This is a genomic window from Alteromonas sp. a30 (assembly GCF_026788005.1).
Lineage (GTDB): Bacteria > Pseudomonadota > Gammaproteobacteria > Enterobacterales > Alteromonadaceae > Paraneptunicella.
The window spans coordinates 212685-230196 of record NZ_JABEPE010000002.1 but is presented as its reverse complement, the minus strand read 5'-3'; the positions used below and the strand labels follow the sequence as shown (position 1 = coordinate 230196).

General features: G+C 43.7%; 17 protein-coding genes. All 17 read left to right on the top strand.

Annotated features, from left to right (window positions below):
* Position 1: 1 nt before the first annotated feature.
* The 17 genes from HJG39_RS03185 to HJG39_RS03105 all read left to right on the top strand — a co-directional run bounded on the left by HJG39_RS03185 (position 2) and on the right by HJG39_RS03105 (position 17481).
* Complete coding sequence (locus HJG39_RS03185) at positions 2-1909, top strand: flagellar hook-length control protein FliK (protein ID WP_268406724.1); 1908 nt, start codon at positions 2-4, stop codon at positions 1907-1909.
* A 98-nt stretch (positions 1910-2007) separates the two neighbouring features.
* Positions 2008-2526 carry a flagellar basal body-associated protein FliL gene (gene fliL, locus HJG39_RS03180; protein WP_268406723.1) on the top strand — a complete coding sequence of 173 codons (519 nt, stop codon included), beginning with the start codon at positions 2008-2010 and terminating at the stop codon, positions 2524-2526.
* Positions 2527-2541: 15 nt separating this feature from the next.
* Positions 2542-3600, top strand: coding sequence for a flagellar motor switch protein FliM (fliM, locus tag HJG39_RS03175; protein ID WP_268406721.1), 1059 nt, complete (start codon positions 2542-2544; stop codon positions 3598-3600).
* A 24-nt stretch (positions 3601-3624) separates the two neighbouring features.
* Positions 3625-4050, top strand: coding sequence for a flagellar motor switch protein FliN (fliN, locus tag HJG39_RS03170; protein WP_268406718.1), 426 nt, complete (start codon positions 3625-3627; stop codon positions 4048-4050).
* 112 nt (positions 4051-4162) lie between these two features.
* Positions 4163-4483, top strand: a complete 321-nt coding sequence (fliO, locus tag HJG39_RS03165; protein WP_268406716.1) for a flagellar biosynthetic protein FliO — start codon at positions 4163-4165, stop codon at positions 4481-4483.
* On the top strand, positions 4480-5235 hold the full coding sequence (gene fliP, locus HJG39_RS03160; RefSeq protein ID WP_268406713.1) for a flagellar type III secretion system pore protein FliP: 756 nt from the start codon (positions 4480-4482) through the stop codon (positions 5233-5235). Before fliO ends, fliP begins: the two co-directional genes overlap by 4 nt.
* 9 nt (positions 5236-5244) lie before the next feature.
* Positions 5245-5514 (top strand): flagellar biosynthesis protein FliQ, encoded by a 270-nt coding sequence (fliQ, locus tag HJG39_RS03155; protein WP_268406711.1) that lies wholly within the window; start codon positions 5245-5247, stop codon positions 5512-5514.
* Positions 5515-5518: 4 nt separating this feature from the next.
* Positions 5519-6298: a flagellar biosynthetic protein FliR gene (fliR, locus tag HJG39_RS03150; RefSeq protein ID WP_268406710.1), complete on the top strand. Its 780-nt coding sequence runs from the start codon at positions 5519-5521 to the stop codon at positions 6296-6298.
* Positions 6299-6310: 12 nt separating this feature from the next.
* A complete protein-coding gene (flhB, locus tag HJG39_RS03145; RefSeq protein ID WP_268406708.1) occupies positions 6311-7438 on the top strand; it encodes a flagellar biosynthesis protein FlhB in 1128 nt (375 codons plus the stop codon).
* Positions 7439-7495: 57 nt separating this feature from the next.
* Positions 7496-9598 (top strand): flagellar biosynthesis protein FlhA, encoded by a 2103-nt coding sequence (gene flhA / locus HJG39_RS03140; protein ID WP_268406705.1) that lies wholly within the window; start codon positions 7496-7498, stop codon positions 9596-9598.
* Positions 9599-9623: 25 nt separating this feature from the next.
* Positions 9624-11057: a flagellar biosynthesis protein FlhF gene (flhF, locus tag HJG39_RS03135; protein WP_268406703.1), complete on the top strand. Its 1434-nt coding sequence runs from the start codon at positions 9624-9626 to the stop codon at positions 11055-11057.
* On the top strand, positions 11054-11920 hold the full coding sequence (locus HJG39_RS03130) for a MinD/ParA family protein (RefSeq protein ID WP_268406701.1): 867 nt from the start codon (positions 11054-11056) through the stop codon (positions 11918-11920). Before flhF ends, HJG39_RS03130 begins: the two co-directional genes overlap by 4 nt.
* Positions 11917-12642, top strand: a complete 726-nt coding sequence (locus HJG39_RS03125) for an RNA polymerase sigma factor FliA (protein ID WP_268406699.1) — start codon at positions 11917-11919, stop codon at positions 12640-12642. The genes HJG39_RS03130 and HJG39_RS03125 overlap by 4 nt, the downstream gene beginning before the upstream one ends.
* Before the next feature lie 46 nt (positions 12643-12688).
* Entirely contained in the window at positions 12689-13072 is a 384-nt protein-coding gene (gene cheY, locus HJG39_RS03120; RefSeq protein ID WP_268406698.1) for a chemotaxis response regulator CheY, read from the top strand.
* A 38-nt stretch (positions 13073-13110) separates the two neighbouring features.
* A complete protein-coding gene (locus HJG39_RS03115) occupies positions 13111-13857 on the top strand; it encodes a protein phosphatase CheZ (RefSeq protein ID WP_268406697.1) in 747 nt (248 codons plus the stop codon).
* A gap of 12 nt (positions 13858-13869) precedes the next feature.
* A complete protein-coding gene (locus HJG39_RS03110; protein WP_268406696.1) occupies positions 13870-16098 on the top strand; it encodes a chemotaxis protein CheA in 2229 nt (742 codons plus the stop codon).
* Between the two features lie 291 nt (positions 16099-16389).
* The gene (locus HJG39_RS03105; protein ID WP_268406694.1) at positions 16390-17481 is read left to right on the top strand and encodes a protein-glutamate methylesterase/protein-glutamine glutaminase; all 1092 of its coding nucleotides are present in this window, start codon (positions 16390-16392) and stop codon (positions 17479-17481) included.
* Positions 17482-17512 lie beyond the last annotated feature (31 nt).

The window sequence follows — 17512 nt, the reverse complement described above, 5'->3', positions numbered from 1 at the left end:
GATGATGCAACATCTTGCCGCTCAAAAAAATGACCTTGCCTCTCCTAATAAGTTAGGCGCTGGAAATAATGCTTCGAGTCATGATAGAGGACGAGGGCAGGAGTTCGCGTCTGTATTCGATCAAAATCGCCATATTGCAGAAGCCAATGAGCGTGGTGAACGACAAGCGATTCGTGATAACGAAACTCGCCAAGCCAGTAAACGAGCTTCATCCGAAAAGCTAAATAGCGCGAAAGAAGCTGATAAAAGAAGAGACACAGAGGTGCTTGAAGCCGAAAAACAGGCTGATGCTTACAAGCAGGAAACGTCCCGAACTGAGCAAAATGAGCGTTCCAGCGCCGACAAGCCATCTTCAAATAATGCAGAATCCTCATCACAGGAAGCATCAGAACATCATAGTGATGAGGCTGACTGGAGTGCAAAAGAAGCGGAACAGGCTGGAGACGTATCGGGAGATGAACAGATTGGCGAACCTGCTCCTGATGAGCAAGGTGGTGAAGTGGCATCAAAACCAGCAGAGCATTTTGATTGGTTAACGATGTTAGATAAAATCTACGGTCAGTCTAGGGGAGCTATCATTGAAACTGATGGTACAACTCCACCACCCGAGACTGATATTCCAGCCGATATTTCTCAATTATCAGATTTGCAAAAAGCACTAAAAGATATTGTTAACTCTCAATCTCAAACGTTAGAGGAAGTGTCAGAACAGATTGTGGGGAGTGCCGCGAGTACAGATAACACATTGGCAACAGATGAAGCCACTGGTGAAGCGGAAGGTGAGTCATTAGCGGATATTTTAAGTCTGATTGATGCGCTCAAGTCTCAAGATGAAGTGTCTGAGGAAGAACTCGCCAAGCTTGATCAAATGATTGATGAATTTATTGATACAAAACCCGAATTAGCAGGTTCAGCATTAAAAGAGCTAAGCGGCGGTGAATGGCTGAAACTAGATACCAAGCTTGTCGCTAACGTGTTGCAAACACCCATAACAGCAGATAAAGCAGCGGAAAGCTTAGATGAAGTGCTTCAGGTAACAGACACATTAGCGCGTCAAATTGCGAAGGCTGAGCCTGAACAAGTGCAGAAAGTAGCAGAATATGTGGCCCAGCAAATATTACCGAAAGATGCTTCTCCAGAATTAAAAGAAAGCTTTGTTGAAAAGTTAAAAGCAGGGCTGGAAGACTTAAAGTCACAGTTGAAACAAGGCGATAGTGCAGCGGATGTTGCCCAAGTTGTTAAAGATGCATTGGCAAGTGTCACTGATGTGAATTCATCTGTTAATGTTGAGCAGGCGAAACTGCAACAGGTGTTGTCCGTTGCTAGTAGTAGCCTTGAAGTATCTAGTCAATTAACGGAGCAAAAACAACTGGTCGCTGAAACAAGTCGACCTCAGTCGACTTCTACCGTTTCCGCTAAAGAGTTAAATACAGCCCAGTTGGAGGCTTCAAGACAACAACAAGCCGCACAAATGGATAAGACCGTTAACATGCATAAGCCGGAAGCGCCTCAGCATTTGGCTGAAAAAGTGCAGGTTATGGTTAACCAGAAAAACATGGTGGCGGAAATTCGTCTCGATCCACCCGATCTTGGTGGAATGAAGATTAAGTTAAATATGACAGGTGACGCCGCATCCGTTAACTTTGTTGTACAGACTCAGCACGCTAGAGAGGCATTGGAACAAGCTACACCTAGGTTAAAAGAGTTGTTAGATGAGCAAGGCATTGAGCTTGGACAATCTTCCGTTCAACAAGAGTCTAATCAACAGGGGGAAGCGGGTGATGGTCAATTAGCGGATGGTCGTGGTGGAAATGGTGACGGTTCCTCTGAGCTAGAAGAAGACGTACCAGAAGTGCAAACCATTCAAATGGTGAACGGTTCGGTCAATGGTATTGATTACTTTGCTTAAAACAACACAATAAATTTATAGCTTGTTGTAGAATTAAAGAAATGCGGGTTTAATTGCTGCGCTAACAATTTGTTCTAAACAAACCACGAGATTAAGCAATGGCTGACAACGAATTAGAAATGGAAGAAGGCGGTAAAAAAGGCAAGATGATGTTGATCATCATTATTGTCGTTGTACTGGCAATAGGTGGCGGTGCGGCTTACTTCTTCTTAGGCGGCTCCGAAGAAGTTCCTGAGGAAATGATGGCACAAGAAGGAGACGGGGCTCAGGGTGGTCAAACACTCAATGCAGATGTTGGAACGGCTTTATATGTTGCAATGCCAAGACCATTTATCTTTAACGTGCCTGGTTCTGGTCGAGATAGATTAGTCCAGATTAAAGTGCAACTCATGGTGCGTGGCGCAGAAAGTGAAGAATTAGCAAAAATGCATATTCCCATGATAGAAGGAACTTTATTAAAAGTGTTTAGCTCTTCTAGTGCGGATGATTTAGTCACAGAAGTGGGTAAAGTTGCAATGCGGGACCAGTCTTTACGAGAAGTCCAAAAGGCGTTAAACGAGGTCGCAGGTAAAGATGTCGTTGAGCAAGTATTATTTACCGGCTTTGTTATGCAGTAACCAAAGAGGCGTGGTGTGAGCGATTTATTATCTCAAGACGAAATTGATGCCCTGTTACACGGTGTTGATGAAGTCGAAGAAGAAGACATAGAAGATTCGGACGTTAGCACGTCCGCGATGGAATATGACTTTTCTTCACAAGATCGTATTGTTCGTGGGCGAATGCCAACGCTTGAAATGGTAAACGAACGTTTTGCGCGTCATATGCGTGTCAGTTTATTCAACATGATGCGCCGTTCTGCTGAGGTGTCGATTAACGGCATACAGATGATCAAATTTGGCGAATATATCCATACTTTGTTTGTGCCGACCAGCTTAAACATGGTGCGTTTCCGTCCGTTAAAAGGGACAGGGCTCATTACTATGGAAGCCCGTTTAGTTTTCATATTAGTGGATAACTTCTTCGGTGGTGATGGTCGATACCATGCCAAAATCGAGGGGCGTGAATTTACACCAACAGAGCGTCGAATTATCCAGATGCTTTTGAAAATCATCTTTGAGGATTACAAGGAAGCTTGGGGTCCTGTTATGGATGTATCCTTCGAATATTTAGATTCGGAAGTAAACCCCGCGATGGCCAACATTGTTAACCCAACGGAAGTTGTGGTGATTAGCTCGTTCCATATCGAGCTTGATGGTGGCGGTGGGGATTTCCATGTAGCGTTGCCTTATTCAATGCTTGAACCTATTCGAGAACTGCTAGATGCTGGTGTACAGAGTGATAAAGAAGACACGGATCTACGGTGGAGTCGAGCACTTCGCGATGAAATCATGGATGTTAATGTTGAATTGGGCACGCATATGATGGATTTTGATATGCCTTTAGGTAAAGTTATGGATCTAAAAGATGGCGATGTTATCCCGATTGAAATGCCTGAATACATTACGGTTTTGGTGGAAGGCTTGCCTACCTTTAGAAGTAAACTAGGTCGTTCGCGTGAATATCTAGCATTGAAAATTGTTGAGAAGATCCCAAGACCGGTTTCGGTTAAATCTCAGCTACACCTGCTAACGAAAGGTGGACGCAGAATTGACAGTGATGCAGAGCTACAAGTCCTAGAAGAAGATTTGTAGTGCGAAATAAGAAAGAGGTGAAGTATGAGTGGTGAAGACGAAGGCGGTATGGATGATTGGGCAGAGGCAATGGCAGAACAAGCCGAAGCTGAGGCTCAAGAATCAGGAGATGCCGGGTTACTTGGTGCAGAAGATGTGCAGCCCGCCGAGCTTGATGAGCTGGTAGCTGATGAAATCACCGGTGATGAAAAACGTAAACTCGATACAATTCTTGATATTCCTGTTACCATTTCGATGGAAGTGGGCCGGAGTTTGATTAGCATTCGTAATCTGCTGCAATTGAACCAAGGTTCGGTTGTAGAACTCGACCGGGTTGCTGGTGAGCCGTTGGACGTGTTGGTAAATGGCACGTTGATTGCTCATGGAGAAGTAGTTGTGGTCAATGATAAATTTGGTATTCGGTTAACGGATGTTATTAGTCAGATCGAAAGAATTAAAAAGCTCAAGTAAATTCAAATACTTACAGAGAGGTTGGTGGGTTTCACTGCCTCTCATCCTTATTTCCTATCCTTTATTTGCGGAAGAAAAAAACTCCCAGTCAATTGGTTCAGCAAGCACACTAGTGTCCGTTTTTTTGTCACTCATCGTGGTAATAGGCATTGTGTTCATGCTGGCTTATTTATTGCGCCGATTAAATGTCACGCATACGGGATCAAATCAAATGCATGTCGTGGCAACGATGATGGTGGGAACCCGGGAGCGTATGATGGTGGTGCAAGTGGGGGATGAACAGCATCTTATCGGTATTACTGCGAATAATATTAATCATCTCGCAAAGCTTGAACAGCCTATTTCCGGGCCGCAAGTGAATGAAAATCTCAAGTCGAAATTTCAGAGTTTATTAACCAAGCAGCAAACGAAGGTCAATGGAGATTCAGAATGACTTTACGCGTGATTTCATCGTTATTGGTTGCGTTTGTGTTACTGTTTTTACCCGAAGTGGCGTCTGCTGCTCCGGGAATAAAAGCGCTAACCATCACGAGTAACCCTGATGGCTCTCAAGATTACACCATGACTCTGCAAGTGCTGTTTATCATGACGGCACTAAGCTTAATTCCAGCATTTGTGGTGATGATGACATCCTTTACACGTATTGTTGTGGTGATGTCGATTTTACGTCAGGCAATGGGGTTACAACAGGCTCCCTCAAACCAAGTCATTATCGGTATTAGTTTGTTTTTGACCATGTTTATCATGGCGCCCGTTTTTGAAAAAATTAACGAAACGGCACTCCAGCCTTACTTGAGTGAAACCATGACCGCAAGAGATGCGTTTGAAAACGCAAAATTACCTCTTCGAGCTTTCATGATGTCGCAAACCCGAGTAAAAGACTTGGAAACATTTGTTGAAATCGGCGGCTATCAAGATCAGGTTCAAGATGTGGATGATGTGCCTATGACCGTACTTATCCCAGCGTTTGTTACCAGTGAGCTGAAAACCGCATTCCAAATTGGTTTTATGTTGTTTATTCCCTTCTTGATCCTCGACTTAGTTGTTGCGTCGGTTTTGATGGCGATGGGGATGATGATGTTATCGCCAATGATTGTTTCTCTTCCCTTTAAGCTGATGCTGTTTGTTCTAGTTGATGGCTGGAATTTAATATTCGGCACATTAGCCACCAGTTTTGGCATGTAGGAGAGACAAATGAGCCCAGAAGTCTTTGTCGAGATACTCCAAGAAGCACTTACCATGGTCATTATATTGGTAAGCGCCATTATCGTTCCGAGTATGATTGTGGGCTTAATTGTTGCCGTATTCCAAGCGGCAACGTCAATCAATGAACAGACTATCAACTTCTTGCCTCGTTTAATTGTGACGCTGCTCGCGTTAATGTGGGGCGGGCATTGGCTCGTTCAAAAAGTGATGGATTTTACCATTTCAATGGTTCACCGCATCCCGGAAATTGTTGGGTGAGCCGATGAATTTTCCTCTGGATACCATTTATCAGTTTTTAGCGGATTTAATGCTGCCCTTTATGCGCATATCGGGCATGTTTGCAGCAATGATTGGCATTAGTGCTAAATCTATTCCAACGCCTATCCGTGTTCTGTTAACACTGCTTTTGTCTTTTATGATTATGCCGGTTATTGAACCTGTGCATGTAAAAGAAATGGTGAGCGTAGATACCATGGTAATAGTGGTTCAGCAGTTGATTATTGGCGCAGGAATTGGCTTCATTTCTACAATGGTCTTAAACACTTTTGTTATTGCAGGTCAGGTGATTGCAATGCAAACAGGGTTGGGATTTGCGTCAATCGTCGATCCCGTAAACGGTATTAATGTCCCTGCCGTTGGGCAGTTTTATCTGATTTTGGCCACATTGCTGTTTTGGGCCTTTGATGGGCATTTGTCCATGATTCGTATGATTGTAATGAGTTTTCAAGCCTTCCCCATTAGCGAAGGCTGGTGGACCGCAGGTCAAATGAAAAGCATTGTGGATTGGAGTGCCTGGATGTTTGTTGCTTCCCTCACCTTGTCATTAGCGCCAATCGTGTCGCTTCTTATTATTAACTTGGCTTTTGGGGTCATGACTAAAGCAGCACCGCAGCTGAATATTTTTACGATTGGTTTTTCCATTGCACAAATCACTGGTCTAATTATTATGGCTTTAACGTTAAGCAACTTCACTACGCACTTTTTAGCGCAGTGGGAGCGGGCGCAATTATTGATGTGTCAGCTTTTGAGAATTTGCCCATAGAGGAATGCGCTGATGGCTGAAGATTCCCATGATAAAACGGAGGAACCCACATCCAAACGGATAGAGGATGCTCGAAAAAAAGGGCAAATTGCTCGATCCCGGGAATTGGGAACGGCGCTTGTTCTTCTGTTTAGTGCCATCTCTATTTTCATACTTGGACGTGATATTGGTAAGGCCGTATACAATATTATGGGGCGCATGTTTGCGTTGTCTCGGGATGAAACCTATGACTACACGCATATGTTTCAAGCGTGGGGTTTTGCGTTATCAGAAGTGGCTATTCCCGTCATTTCATTTCTAGTGATCACTGTTATCGCAGGCTTTTATGGCAGTATTGCCTTGGGAGGCTACAACTGGTCATGGGAATCAGCTAAGCCTAAAGCAAGTAAGCTGAGTCCTATCGCCGGGTTGAAACGCATGTTTGGGATGAACGGCATTGTTGAATTGTTCAAGGCCCTGGCTAAGTTTTTGATAGTTGGGACCATCACGTTTTCGGTTTTGCGTTTTTTCAGTGATGAAGCGTTGCATTTAGATTTAGAACTTTATCCTCGTAATGTCTATCACGCTCTAGAGTTAATTGGTTGGAGCTTTATCATTATCTGTTGCGCTATGTTGCCTATTGCAGCGTTTGATGTGCCTTATCAGTCATACAAGCATAACGAACAAATGAAAATGACGAAGCAAGAAGTGAAGGATGAGCGTAAGAATGCAGAAGGTGATCCGCTTGTTAAAAGCCGTATTCGTAAGTTGCAGTTCCAAGCTGCTGCAAAGCGTATGATGCAGGCGGTTCCCGAGGCTGATGTTGTCGTCACCAACCCAACGCATTATTCCATCGCCATTAAGTATCAAGATAATGGAGACAGAGCTCCTGTTGTAGTTGCAAAAGGGGTTGATGAGTTAGCAATGCATATTCGGAAAATTGCAGAGGGGAATGATGTCCCCATGGTGGCATCACCTGCGCTTGCTCGTGCTATTTATTATTCCACTGAACTTGACCATGAAATACCGGAAAAACTCTTCATGGCGGTTGCACAAGTATTGGCTTATGTCTTCCAGCTTAAGAAGTGGAAAGCAGGCAAGGGTCATCGGCCAAAATCGTTATCTACGAATCTACCCATTCCGCCAGAATTACGTCGCTAATAAATTGGCAGGATTATTGCTTTTAGCTTGCATCTGTCAATTTTTTAGTGAAACAGCATGCAACTGGCGACTTACTTTAAGCAGGTAGATCAAGCTCAAATCAAACAAATAACCAGCGGGTTAGGCACTCCATTAGTGCTACTTGCTATCATGGGAATGGTTATTCTTCCCATGCCTGCATTCCTGCTGGATATTCTTTTCAGTTTCAACATTGCGCTTTCTCTCGTAGTTATTCTGGTGTCGGTTTTTACCAGAAAACCGGTAGACTTCGGTTTGTTCCCTTTTGTCCTGTTGATTGCAACGGTATTAAGGCTTGCGCTGAATATTGCATCTACCCGAGTTGTTTTGCTTGAAGGTCATGAAGGTGGTGACGCAGCAGGTAAGGTTATTCAGGCGTTTGGTGAAGTGGTTATCGGTGGTAATTTCGCGGTTGGTATCGTTGTTTTCGCTATCTTACTTATTATCAACTTTAAAGTGGTAACTGCTGGTGCGGGTCGTATCTCAGAAGTTAGTGCTCGCTTTACATTGGACGCTATGCCAGGCAAGCAAATGGCTATCGATGCAGACCTCAACGCAGGCTATATCGACTCTGATGAAGCACGTAAACGCCGCGAAGAAATCACCGCTGAAGCAGACTTTTACGGGTCAATGGATGGTGCGTCTAAGTTCGTAAAAGGGGATGCGGTAGCCGGTCTATTCATCATGTTGATTAACGTGGTAGGTGGTTTGTTTATCGGCATGATCCAACACAACTTACCATTTAGCCAAGCCATTGAAATTTATACATTGTTGACCATTGGTGACGGCCTTGTTGCGCAAATTCCATCATTACTTCTTTCTGTTGCAACGGCAATTATCGTAACCCGTGAAAATGATACCCAGGAAATGGGTAGCGTAATGAAAGAGCAATTAGGTAATCCTCGTGCCTTGTGGGTTACTTGCGGCATTTTATTCGTGATGGGCGTTGTACCGGGAATGCCTCATGTTGCATTTTTGGGTTTCTCTGCATTGATTGGTGGAATTGCATACTGGGATCAAAAGCGTGCCAAAGAATCGACAGAGATAGCCAAAGCCTCGGATGCATCGAAAGAGCAAACGTCTAATAAACCCATTGAAGTAAAAGAGCTTGGCTGGGATGACGTACAACAGGTCGATACCATTGGTTTAGAAGTAGGGTATCGTTTAATTCCGTTGGTTGATAAGGCGCAGGGTGGTGAGTTGCTTCAACGTATTAAAGGAGTTCGTAAGAAGTTATCTCAAGAGTTGGGCTTCCTTATTCCACCTGTGCATATCCGAGATAATTTAGATTTGACGCCGAATACTTACAGTATTTCGATGATGGGGGTCAGTGTGGGGGATGCTGAAATCAGTCACGACGATGAATTAGCGATTAATCCGGGTCAAGTTTTTGGCACCTTAGAGGGCACGCCAACAGTTGATCCTGCATTTGGTCTTGAAGCCGTATGGATTCGCCCAGAACAAAGAGAGCACGCTCAAACTCTAGGTTACACAGTAGTAGACGCTGCAACGGTCGTTGCAACTCATATGAGCCAGTTGCTCACCACTAATGCTTATCAATTGCTTGGCTATGAAGAAGTTCAGCAGCTTCTGGATATGCTTGCTAAGAATAATCCGAAGTTGGTTGAGGGCTTAGTACCTGACATTTTACCGTTAAGTACCGTGGTTCGTGTTCTACAGACATTACTATTTGAAGGCATTCCAATTCGCGATTTACGCACTATTGTTCAAACACTTTCTGAGTATGGACCGAAGACGCAAGACCCTGATGTACTGGTCTCTGCCGTGCGCATCGCCCTGAAGAGATTAATCGTTCAGGAGATAAACGGATCTAACCGAGAAATTCCTGTCATAACTTTGGCGCCAGAGTTGGAACAGATGTTGCATCAGTCTCTTCAAGCTGGAGGGGAAGATGGCGCTGGCATCGAACCTGGACTCGCAGAAAAACTTCAATCTTCGCTAAATGAGGCATCTCAACAGCAAGAATTAGAAGGTGAACCTGCGGTACTACTCACGTCCGGGATGTTACGCCCAGTGTTATCTCGCTTCTTGAAGCACAGTATTTCAGGGTTACATGTACTGTCTTATCAAGAAGTCCCTGATGACAAACAAATTAAGATTGTAAGTGCCGTTGGCCAATAATCTGACACTAGCACGAAGGTGATGTATGAAAATTAGACGTTTTTTCGGTAAAGACATGCGTGAAGCGTTAAATCAGGTGAAAACGGAACTGGGCAGTGATGCAGTGATCATGTCTAACAAGAAGCTGGCAGACGGCGTAGAAATCGTAGCAGCTTATGACAATGAGCCAGCGCCAGCACAAACTGCTCCAAAAGCAGGGGCAGGTTCGCCACCAAGGTTTGTTCAAGATACGCCTGTTAAAGCAAAAAGTAGCATCAAGCCTTCAGCTTCTTTAAGTGAAATTATTGGCGAGTCGGGCTCTGATAGTTTAAAAGCATTATTGGAAAAACAGCAGCAATCTTTGGGTGGAGAGTCTGTGCATAATGCACCAGCGACACCTGTAACTAATGCAACAGCACAAGCACCAAAAGCATCTCCAGCCTCACATTATCAGTCGAACCCTGAGACTGAAGTGAGCAAAGCATCGAATACAAATAATGTTGCATCCATGTCAGATTATCAAAGACCAGCTTCAAATCCTTCGCCTGCTGATGACACTGCGATTGATGAAATTCGCCAAGAACTCAAATCATTACGTGATGTTTTAGAATTTCAAGTGTCTGGTTTGTTAAAGCAAGAGAAGCAACGCAGCCACCCTTTACAATCTTTTTTAGTTGCCCGTTTGGTTGATATGGGCATTAGCCAACAGTTAGCCGAAGATGTCGTTTCTTATGCGCCTGAAAGTGCGAATGAGCGCGAAGCTTGGTTGTTTATTCTTAAATTGTTAGCAAATAAATTGAGAACGGGGACTGACGATATTTTGACAAAAGGTGGCGTTGTAGCCTTAGTGGGTCCGACGGGCTGCGGAAAAACAACGACAATTGCGAAGTTGGCCGCACAATTCGCGCAAAAATATGGTGCAGACCAAGTCGCTATGGTAACAATAGATAGTTATCGCATTGCTGCTTACGACCAATTGGCTACTTATGGGAAAATTCTGGGGTGTCCGGTTAAAAAAGCAGCGAACGAACAAGAGTTATCAGATGTTTTATACCAATTTAGAAATAAAAAGTTAGTATTGGTAGATACAGCAGGGTTTGGGCAGCGTGATGCGCGTTTAATCAAGCAGTTAGAGACTTTAAATGCAAACACTGGTATAAAAGTCGACAAATACTTGGTTGTCCAAGCGAACTCCCAAAGACAAGTATTAGAGAAAACGTTCTCTGCTTTCCAGCAAGATGCAATGAAAGGTTGTATATTTACGAAGTTAGATGAATGCTACAGCCTTGGCGAAGCAGTGAGTGTAGCCATCCAAAGGGGACTGCCAGTGTGTTATTCAACAGATGGTCAGCGGGTTCCTGAAGATTTAAGAATTGCAGATGCAAAATATTTAGTATCGGCCGCGGCAAAGCTTTATAAAAAATATTGTTTACCGCATACTACAGCAGAACAAATTAAACGGTCAGCAGTCGCAGTATGATAGAGGATCAAGCGAGTAGTTTGAGAAGAATGAATCAACCAGGATTAACAAAAGTTATAGCAATTACAGGCGGAAAAGGGGGGGTTGGTAAAACCAACATCACCCTTAATACGGCTATTGCTATGGCAAAACTGGGAAAACGCGTTATGGTGCTGGACGCTGATTTAGGTCTGGCCAATGTTGACGTTATGCTGGGATTGCGTGTTAGTAAAAACCTCTCCCATGTCCTTTCGGGAGAATGCACACTAGATGATGTGCTCGTCGAGGGGCCTCACGGAATTAAAATCGCTCCAGCCACAAGTGGAACTCAGTCAATGACAGAATTGACTGCTGCTGAACATGCTGGCTTAATAAGGGCGTTTAGCGAATTACGCACACCGATTGATGTATTACTCGTTGATACGGCAGCTGGAATATCAGGAATGGTGTTAAGCTTTGCCAAAGCGTCGCAAGATGTCATGGTGGTTGTGTGTAACGAACCTACCTCGCTTACTGATGCTTACGCTTTGATGAAGTTGTTAAACAGAGATTATGGTGTTTTCCGCTTTAAAATTGTGGCTAATATGGTTCGTAATGTTAGAGAAGGTCAGGAACTCTTTGCTAAACTATCAAAAGTAACAAATCGCTTTCTTGATGTTGCATTAGAATTAGTAGCAACGGTACCCTACGACGAAAATATTCGCTTAGCGGTTAGAAAGCAAAAAGCAATTGTAGAAGCATTTCCTAATTCACCAGCTTCCATTGCAGTAATGAATTTGGCTAAGACGGCGCTTAAGTGGCCAATCCCGAATCAACCGGGCGGTCATTTAGAGTTTTTCTTAGAGCAACTGGTGAACAAACAGGCGATAAGTGACCAAGCGTGAATAACAAAGCAGCAGCATATCGGCAACTTGACACAAAACAGCAGTTGGTAGAGAAACATGCGCTACTTGTTAAGCGCATTGCTCATCATTTAATGGCAAGATTGCCCGCAAGTGTGTTAGTTGATGATTTGATTCAAGCAGGAATGATTGGATTGCTTGAAGCCGCGCGTAATTTCGATGGTAGTAAAGGCGCGAGTTTTGAAACTTTCGCAGGCATTCGCATCAGAGGTGCTATGCTTGATGATATACGTAAAGGTGATTGGACTCCCCGCTCTGTTCATAAAAACAGTCGAGCCATTGCCGAGGCTATCAACGAAGTCGAAAGAGAAACTGGCGCTGATGCAAAGGACGTAGATATTGCGCGAAAGTTAAATGTGTCGGTTAACGATTATCATCAGATGCTAAATGAAGTAAATGCTGGCAAAATGATCGGCATTGAAGATTTAGGCGTTACGGAAGACGTTCTGACGACAGAGAGCAACAAAGGTTTGGATCGTCCCTTGGATGATCTTATGCAAGGGGAATTTCAAAAAGCATTGGCGCATGCCATTACAACCTTGCCTGAGAGAGAGGCGATTGTGTTGTCTCTCTATTACGATGAAGAGCTAAATCTTAGAGAAATTGGTGAAGTACTGGAAGTGAGCGAGTCGCGAGTTAGTCAGATACATAGCCAGGCTATGATGAGGCTAAAGTCACGGATGCAGTCTTGGCAAGCTGAGTAAATAAGTACAATAATAGCAGTTGATCTGGTCCTTTTTGGAGGCGGTTTTGGATAAAAATATGAAGATTCTTGTTGTTGACGATTTTTCAACAATGAGGCGTATCATTAAGAACTTGTTAAAAGATTTAGGGTTTACAAATGTGCAGGAAGCCGATGATGGCAGCACCGCGTTGCCTATGCTTCAACAGGGTGATTTTGACTTTGTTGTTACTGACTGGAATATGCCAGGTATGCAAGGAATCGATCTTTTAAGAGCAATCCGCGCAGATGATAATCTTAAGGATATTCCCGTTTTAATGGTAACAGCAGAAGCGAAAAAAGAACAAATCGTTGCGGCAGCGCAAGCGGGCGTGAATGGTTATGTTGTAAAACCGTTTACAGCAGCTACGTTGAAAGAGAAGCTCGATAAAATCTTTGAACGTTTAGATTAGTCTGGGCTGATCCTGTTAATCTGAGGAGAGGTCTCACCATGAGCAATCCAAGCAAAGCGCCAATGTCAGTGGAAGATGCCAAGCGCCTCGTTGAGTTTCTAGAAACGGGCAATAACGAGGCTGCCACGGCGTTGTTGGAAGCAACGCAAATACAAGATTCAATGGAATTATTTGCCGAAGTAGGCAAGTTGACTCGACAACTGCACGACTCATTGAATAGTTTTAACATTGATTCAAGAATTGCTGATCTTGCAACTGAGGATATTCCAGACGCGCAATCAAGATTAAATTACGTTATTGAAACAACAGAGCAAGCTGCTAATCAAACGATGGATGCCGTAGAAACGAGTATGCCCATTGCAGAAAAGCTCAATAGTGAAATAACGGAAATCTTGCCTCACTGGAACAAGCTCATGAATAGAGAGCTAGAATTAGGTGAGTTTAAAGCACTGTGTCACAGCATTGATAAATTCTTGAAAGAATCAAGCGCCGACTCCTCCAAGTTAACAGAATTAATGACCGAAGTGCTCATGGCTCAGGGGTATCAGGATTTGACGGGACAAGTTATTCGTCGAGTCATTGAGCTGGTTAAAGAGGTTGAAGACAGCCTTGTAAATGTTCTTAAAGTCTTTGGTGAGCCCGAAGTGAGCGAAGAAACGAAGACTAAGAAAAAAGAAATCGAAGCGCATTCTCCTGAAGGACCAATCATTGATGCAGAATCGCGAGATGATGTGGTATCAGGCCAGGATGATGTTGATGACCTGCTATCGAGCTTGGGTTTTTAGGGGGACTAATCTATGTCTTTTGATCTTGACGAGGATATTCTTCAGGACTTTCTAGTTGAAGCTGGTGAGATTCTTGAACAACTGCAAGAACAACTCGTCGATCTGGAAAATAATCCCGAAGATTCAGATTTACTTAACGCAATCTTCCGTGGGTACCATACAGTAAAAGGTGGTGCGGGCTTCTTGTCCCTTACCGAGTTGGTTGAAATATGTCACGGTGCAGAAAACGTTTTTGATGTCATGAGAAATGGGCAAAGGAAACTAACACCGGAATTAATGGATGTCATCCTACAGGCTACCGATGTTGTCGTTGATATGTTTGAAAAGGTTAAAGCGAGAGATCCGCTAGAGCATGCCGATGCCGCCTTAATTGAAACACTGCATAAATTAAGTAAGCCCGAAACCGAAGACGAAGCACCGATTGTTATCGAGAAAACGTCACCCACTCCCACTCCTGAAACAAACTCCAATGACGATTTAGGCGTCGATTTATTCGATGATGATGAGCCTGAAGCGCCAACGAGTGCTGGCAGTGATGATTCTGGCATCGACGAAATTTCGGAAGATGAATTTGAAAAGTTACTAGATGAACTCCATGGTCCAAATGGTGCGCCTGGTAAGAAAGAATCGAAAACGTCGGAAGCTCCTCCTCCCGCTATTGATGTTGGTGGCGATGAAGACATAACAGACGATGAGTTTGAGGCACTTCTTGACCAGCTCCACGGCAAAGGTAAGTTTAGTGGTAATGGGCAAGATGAAGCAGCTCCAGCTAAAGCAGAAAAGCCTAAAGCGGTAAAAACTTCAACGAATGATGATGAAGATATTACCGATGATGAGTTTGAAGCACTTCTTGATCAGCTCCACGGTGAAGGCAATGGGCCCGGTGCCAAAGTGGATAAAGAAAAAGAGGCGAGCCAATCCTCAGGAGAAAGCTCGTCATCTAAGGAAGCGCCTAAGGCTGATGTTAAACCTGCGCCTGCGCCAGCTGCTGAAGCCAAGCAACCGCCTGCGCCAGCTTCAGCCTCAGCGCCGAAAAAAGATGAAAAGAAACATGCTGCTCCGCCTCAAGCAGAAACGACCGTTCGTGTTGATACTAAACGTTTAGATCAGATAATGAACATGGTCGGTGAGCTAGTGTTAGTTAGAAACCGATTGTTGAGCTTAGGTATCAACACTAACGATGAGAATATGTCTAAGGCAATTGCTAACTTAGACGTCGTTACCGGTGACTTACAAGGCGCAGTAATGAAAACCCGGATGCAGCCAATTAAAAAGGTATTTGGCCGCTTCCCTCGGGTAGTAAGAGATTTGGCGAGAAGCTTGAAGAAAGAAATTGTTCTTGAGCTTATTGGTGAAGAGACAGACTTAGATAAAAACTTAGTAGAGGCATTAGCCGATCCGTTAGTCCACTTAGTTCGTAACTCTGTAGACCACGGTATTGAAATGCCAGATGAGCGTGAAGCAAGCGGTAAACCTCGTACAGGTACGGTGACGTTATCCGCTTCGCAAGAAGGCGACCATATTCTGTTAACCATTGAAGATGATGGTAAAGGAATGGATGCCGAAAAGCTGAAAAGTATTGCAATTAGTCGAGGCGTGTTAGACGCCGATGCCGCGGCAAGGATGTCAGATATTGAGGCATTTAATTTAATATTTGCCCCAGGCTTTTCAACGAAAACTGAAATTTCTGACATTTCCGGCCGTGGTGTAGGGATGGATGTGGTTAAGACCAAAATTAATCAGCTAAATGGCTCGGTTAACATCTTCTCTGAACTTGGCAAAGGAACTCGACTAGAAATCAAAGTACCATTGACGTTGGCGATTTTACCGACATTGATGATTATTGTTGGCGGGCAAACATTTGCGTTACCGTTAAGTTCCGTGAACGAAATTTTAAATGTCGATTTAAGTAAGACGAATACCGTTGATGGGCAGCTGACTATGATTGTTCGTTCAAAGGCTATCCCTCTGTTTTATCTGAGGGAATGGGTTCGTCGTAATCCTGGGGAAATTGAACGAGATAAAGGGCATGTTGTTGTTGTTCAAATTGGAACGCTTCAAGTCGGCTTCGTAGTGGATGCGCTTATCGGACAAGAAGAAGTTGTCATTAAGCCCCTTGATGAATTATTACAAGGGACTCCAGGTATGGCCGGTGCAACCATTACAAGTGATGGTGGTATAGCCCTTATTCTGGATATACCAAGCTTACTTAAAAAGTACGCGAAGAAGGCGCTTAAATAGTGCCAAAACATCACCAATTATACTAAGTGATGATTAAAGCTCTTGTATGATTTTATACAAGAGCTTTCTGTTTTTATGGGGAAACAGAATACTTATTGCTATAACTTAAATAAGAAGTATCTTGCTTTTAATGTTTCGGTTTGTTTTTGTCTAAGCACTCGCCTATAAAGTGCCTTACAAGCTAGATAAGGCGCCTTAGCAAGTTGAAGGATATATTCCCTTATATGTTGATTTTAAAAGTGGCTATACAAGATAACGGAGCCGCTTGGTTTACCGAAAGAGTACGAGATAATGCCCTATAAGGTATTGGTTGTAGATGATTCTACCTTTTTCCGGCGTCGAGTCAGAGAGATTCTAAGTCAGGATCCATTATTAGAAGTAGTCGGTGAAGCCCGAAATGGCCAAGAGGCTTTAGACTTAGTTGATGAGCTAGACCCTGATGTGGTTACTATGGATGTGGAAATGCCAATTATGGATGGTATCTCCGCTGTTAAAAAGATCATGTCCACACATCCTGTTCCTATCATCATGTTTTCCTCATTAACTTATGAGGGGGCTCAAGCAACATTGGATGCTTTAGAGGCGGGAGCACTGGATTTTCTACCTAAAAAGTTTGAAGACATCGCTCGAGACAGAAAAGAAGTCGTGGAGTTGCTGCAAGCAAGAGTCAGGGCTTTAGGCTTACGTAAAAGAAGTATTCGTCGTTTTCGTAAACCCCCTGAGCCCGTTTCTATTCCCGGTAGGACAAAAGCAACGCGGACGTTTATTCGTTCTGCTACTTTAAATGACTCGCTTTCAAGAAGAACAAAGCAGTATAAATTATTGGCAATCGGGACCTCAACGGGTGGACCTGTCGCGCTTCAAACGATCTTAATGGATATTCCAGCGACATTCCCCTATCCGATAATATTAGTGCAGCATATGCCAGGAACCTTTACAGCGGCCTTTGCTGAGCGACTAAATCAGATGTGTCAAATAAAGGTGAAAGAAGCCGAGGATGGTGATGTGTTGAAGCCCGGAGTTGCTTATTTGGCTCCTGGTGGTAAGCAAATGGTCATTGAAGGTTCAAGTAGCAATGCGAGAATTAGTATTACAGAGTCTTCAGTCCTAGAAAATTTAACGTACAAGCCAAGTGTTGATTTGACGTTTACCTCTTTAGCAAAAGTATTTAAAGGGGATGTGCTAGGGGTTATCTTGACGGGAATGGGGGCTGATGGCAGAGAAGGTTGTCGCAAGCTCAAACAGTTCGGTGCTAAGATTTGGGCACAAGACGAACAGTCATGTGTCGTTTATGGAATGCCGCAAGCAGTAACAAAAGCAAATATTTCTGAAAGAAACATAGCGCTATCTGAAATGGCGGATTCTATTCGCAAAGAAATGTAGCTCTGTAGCGACAGAATCTAACCGATTATGC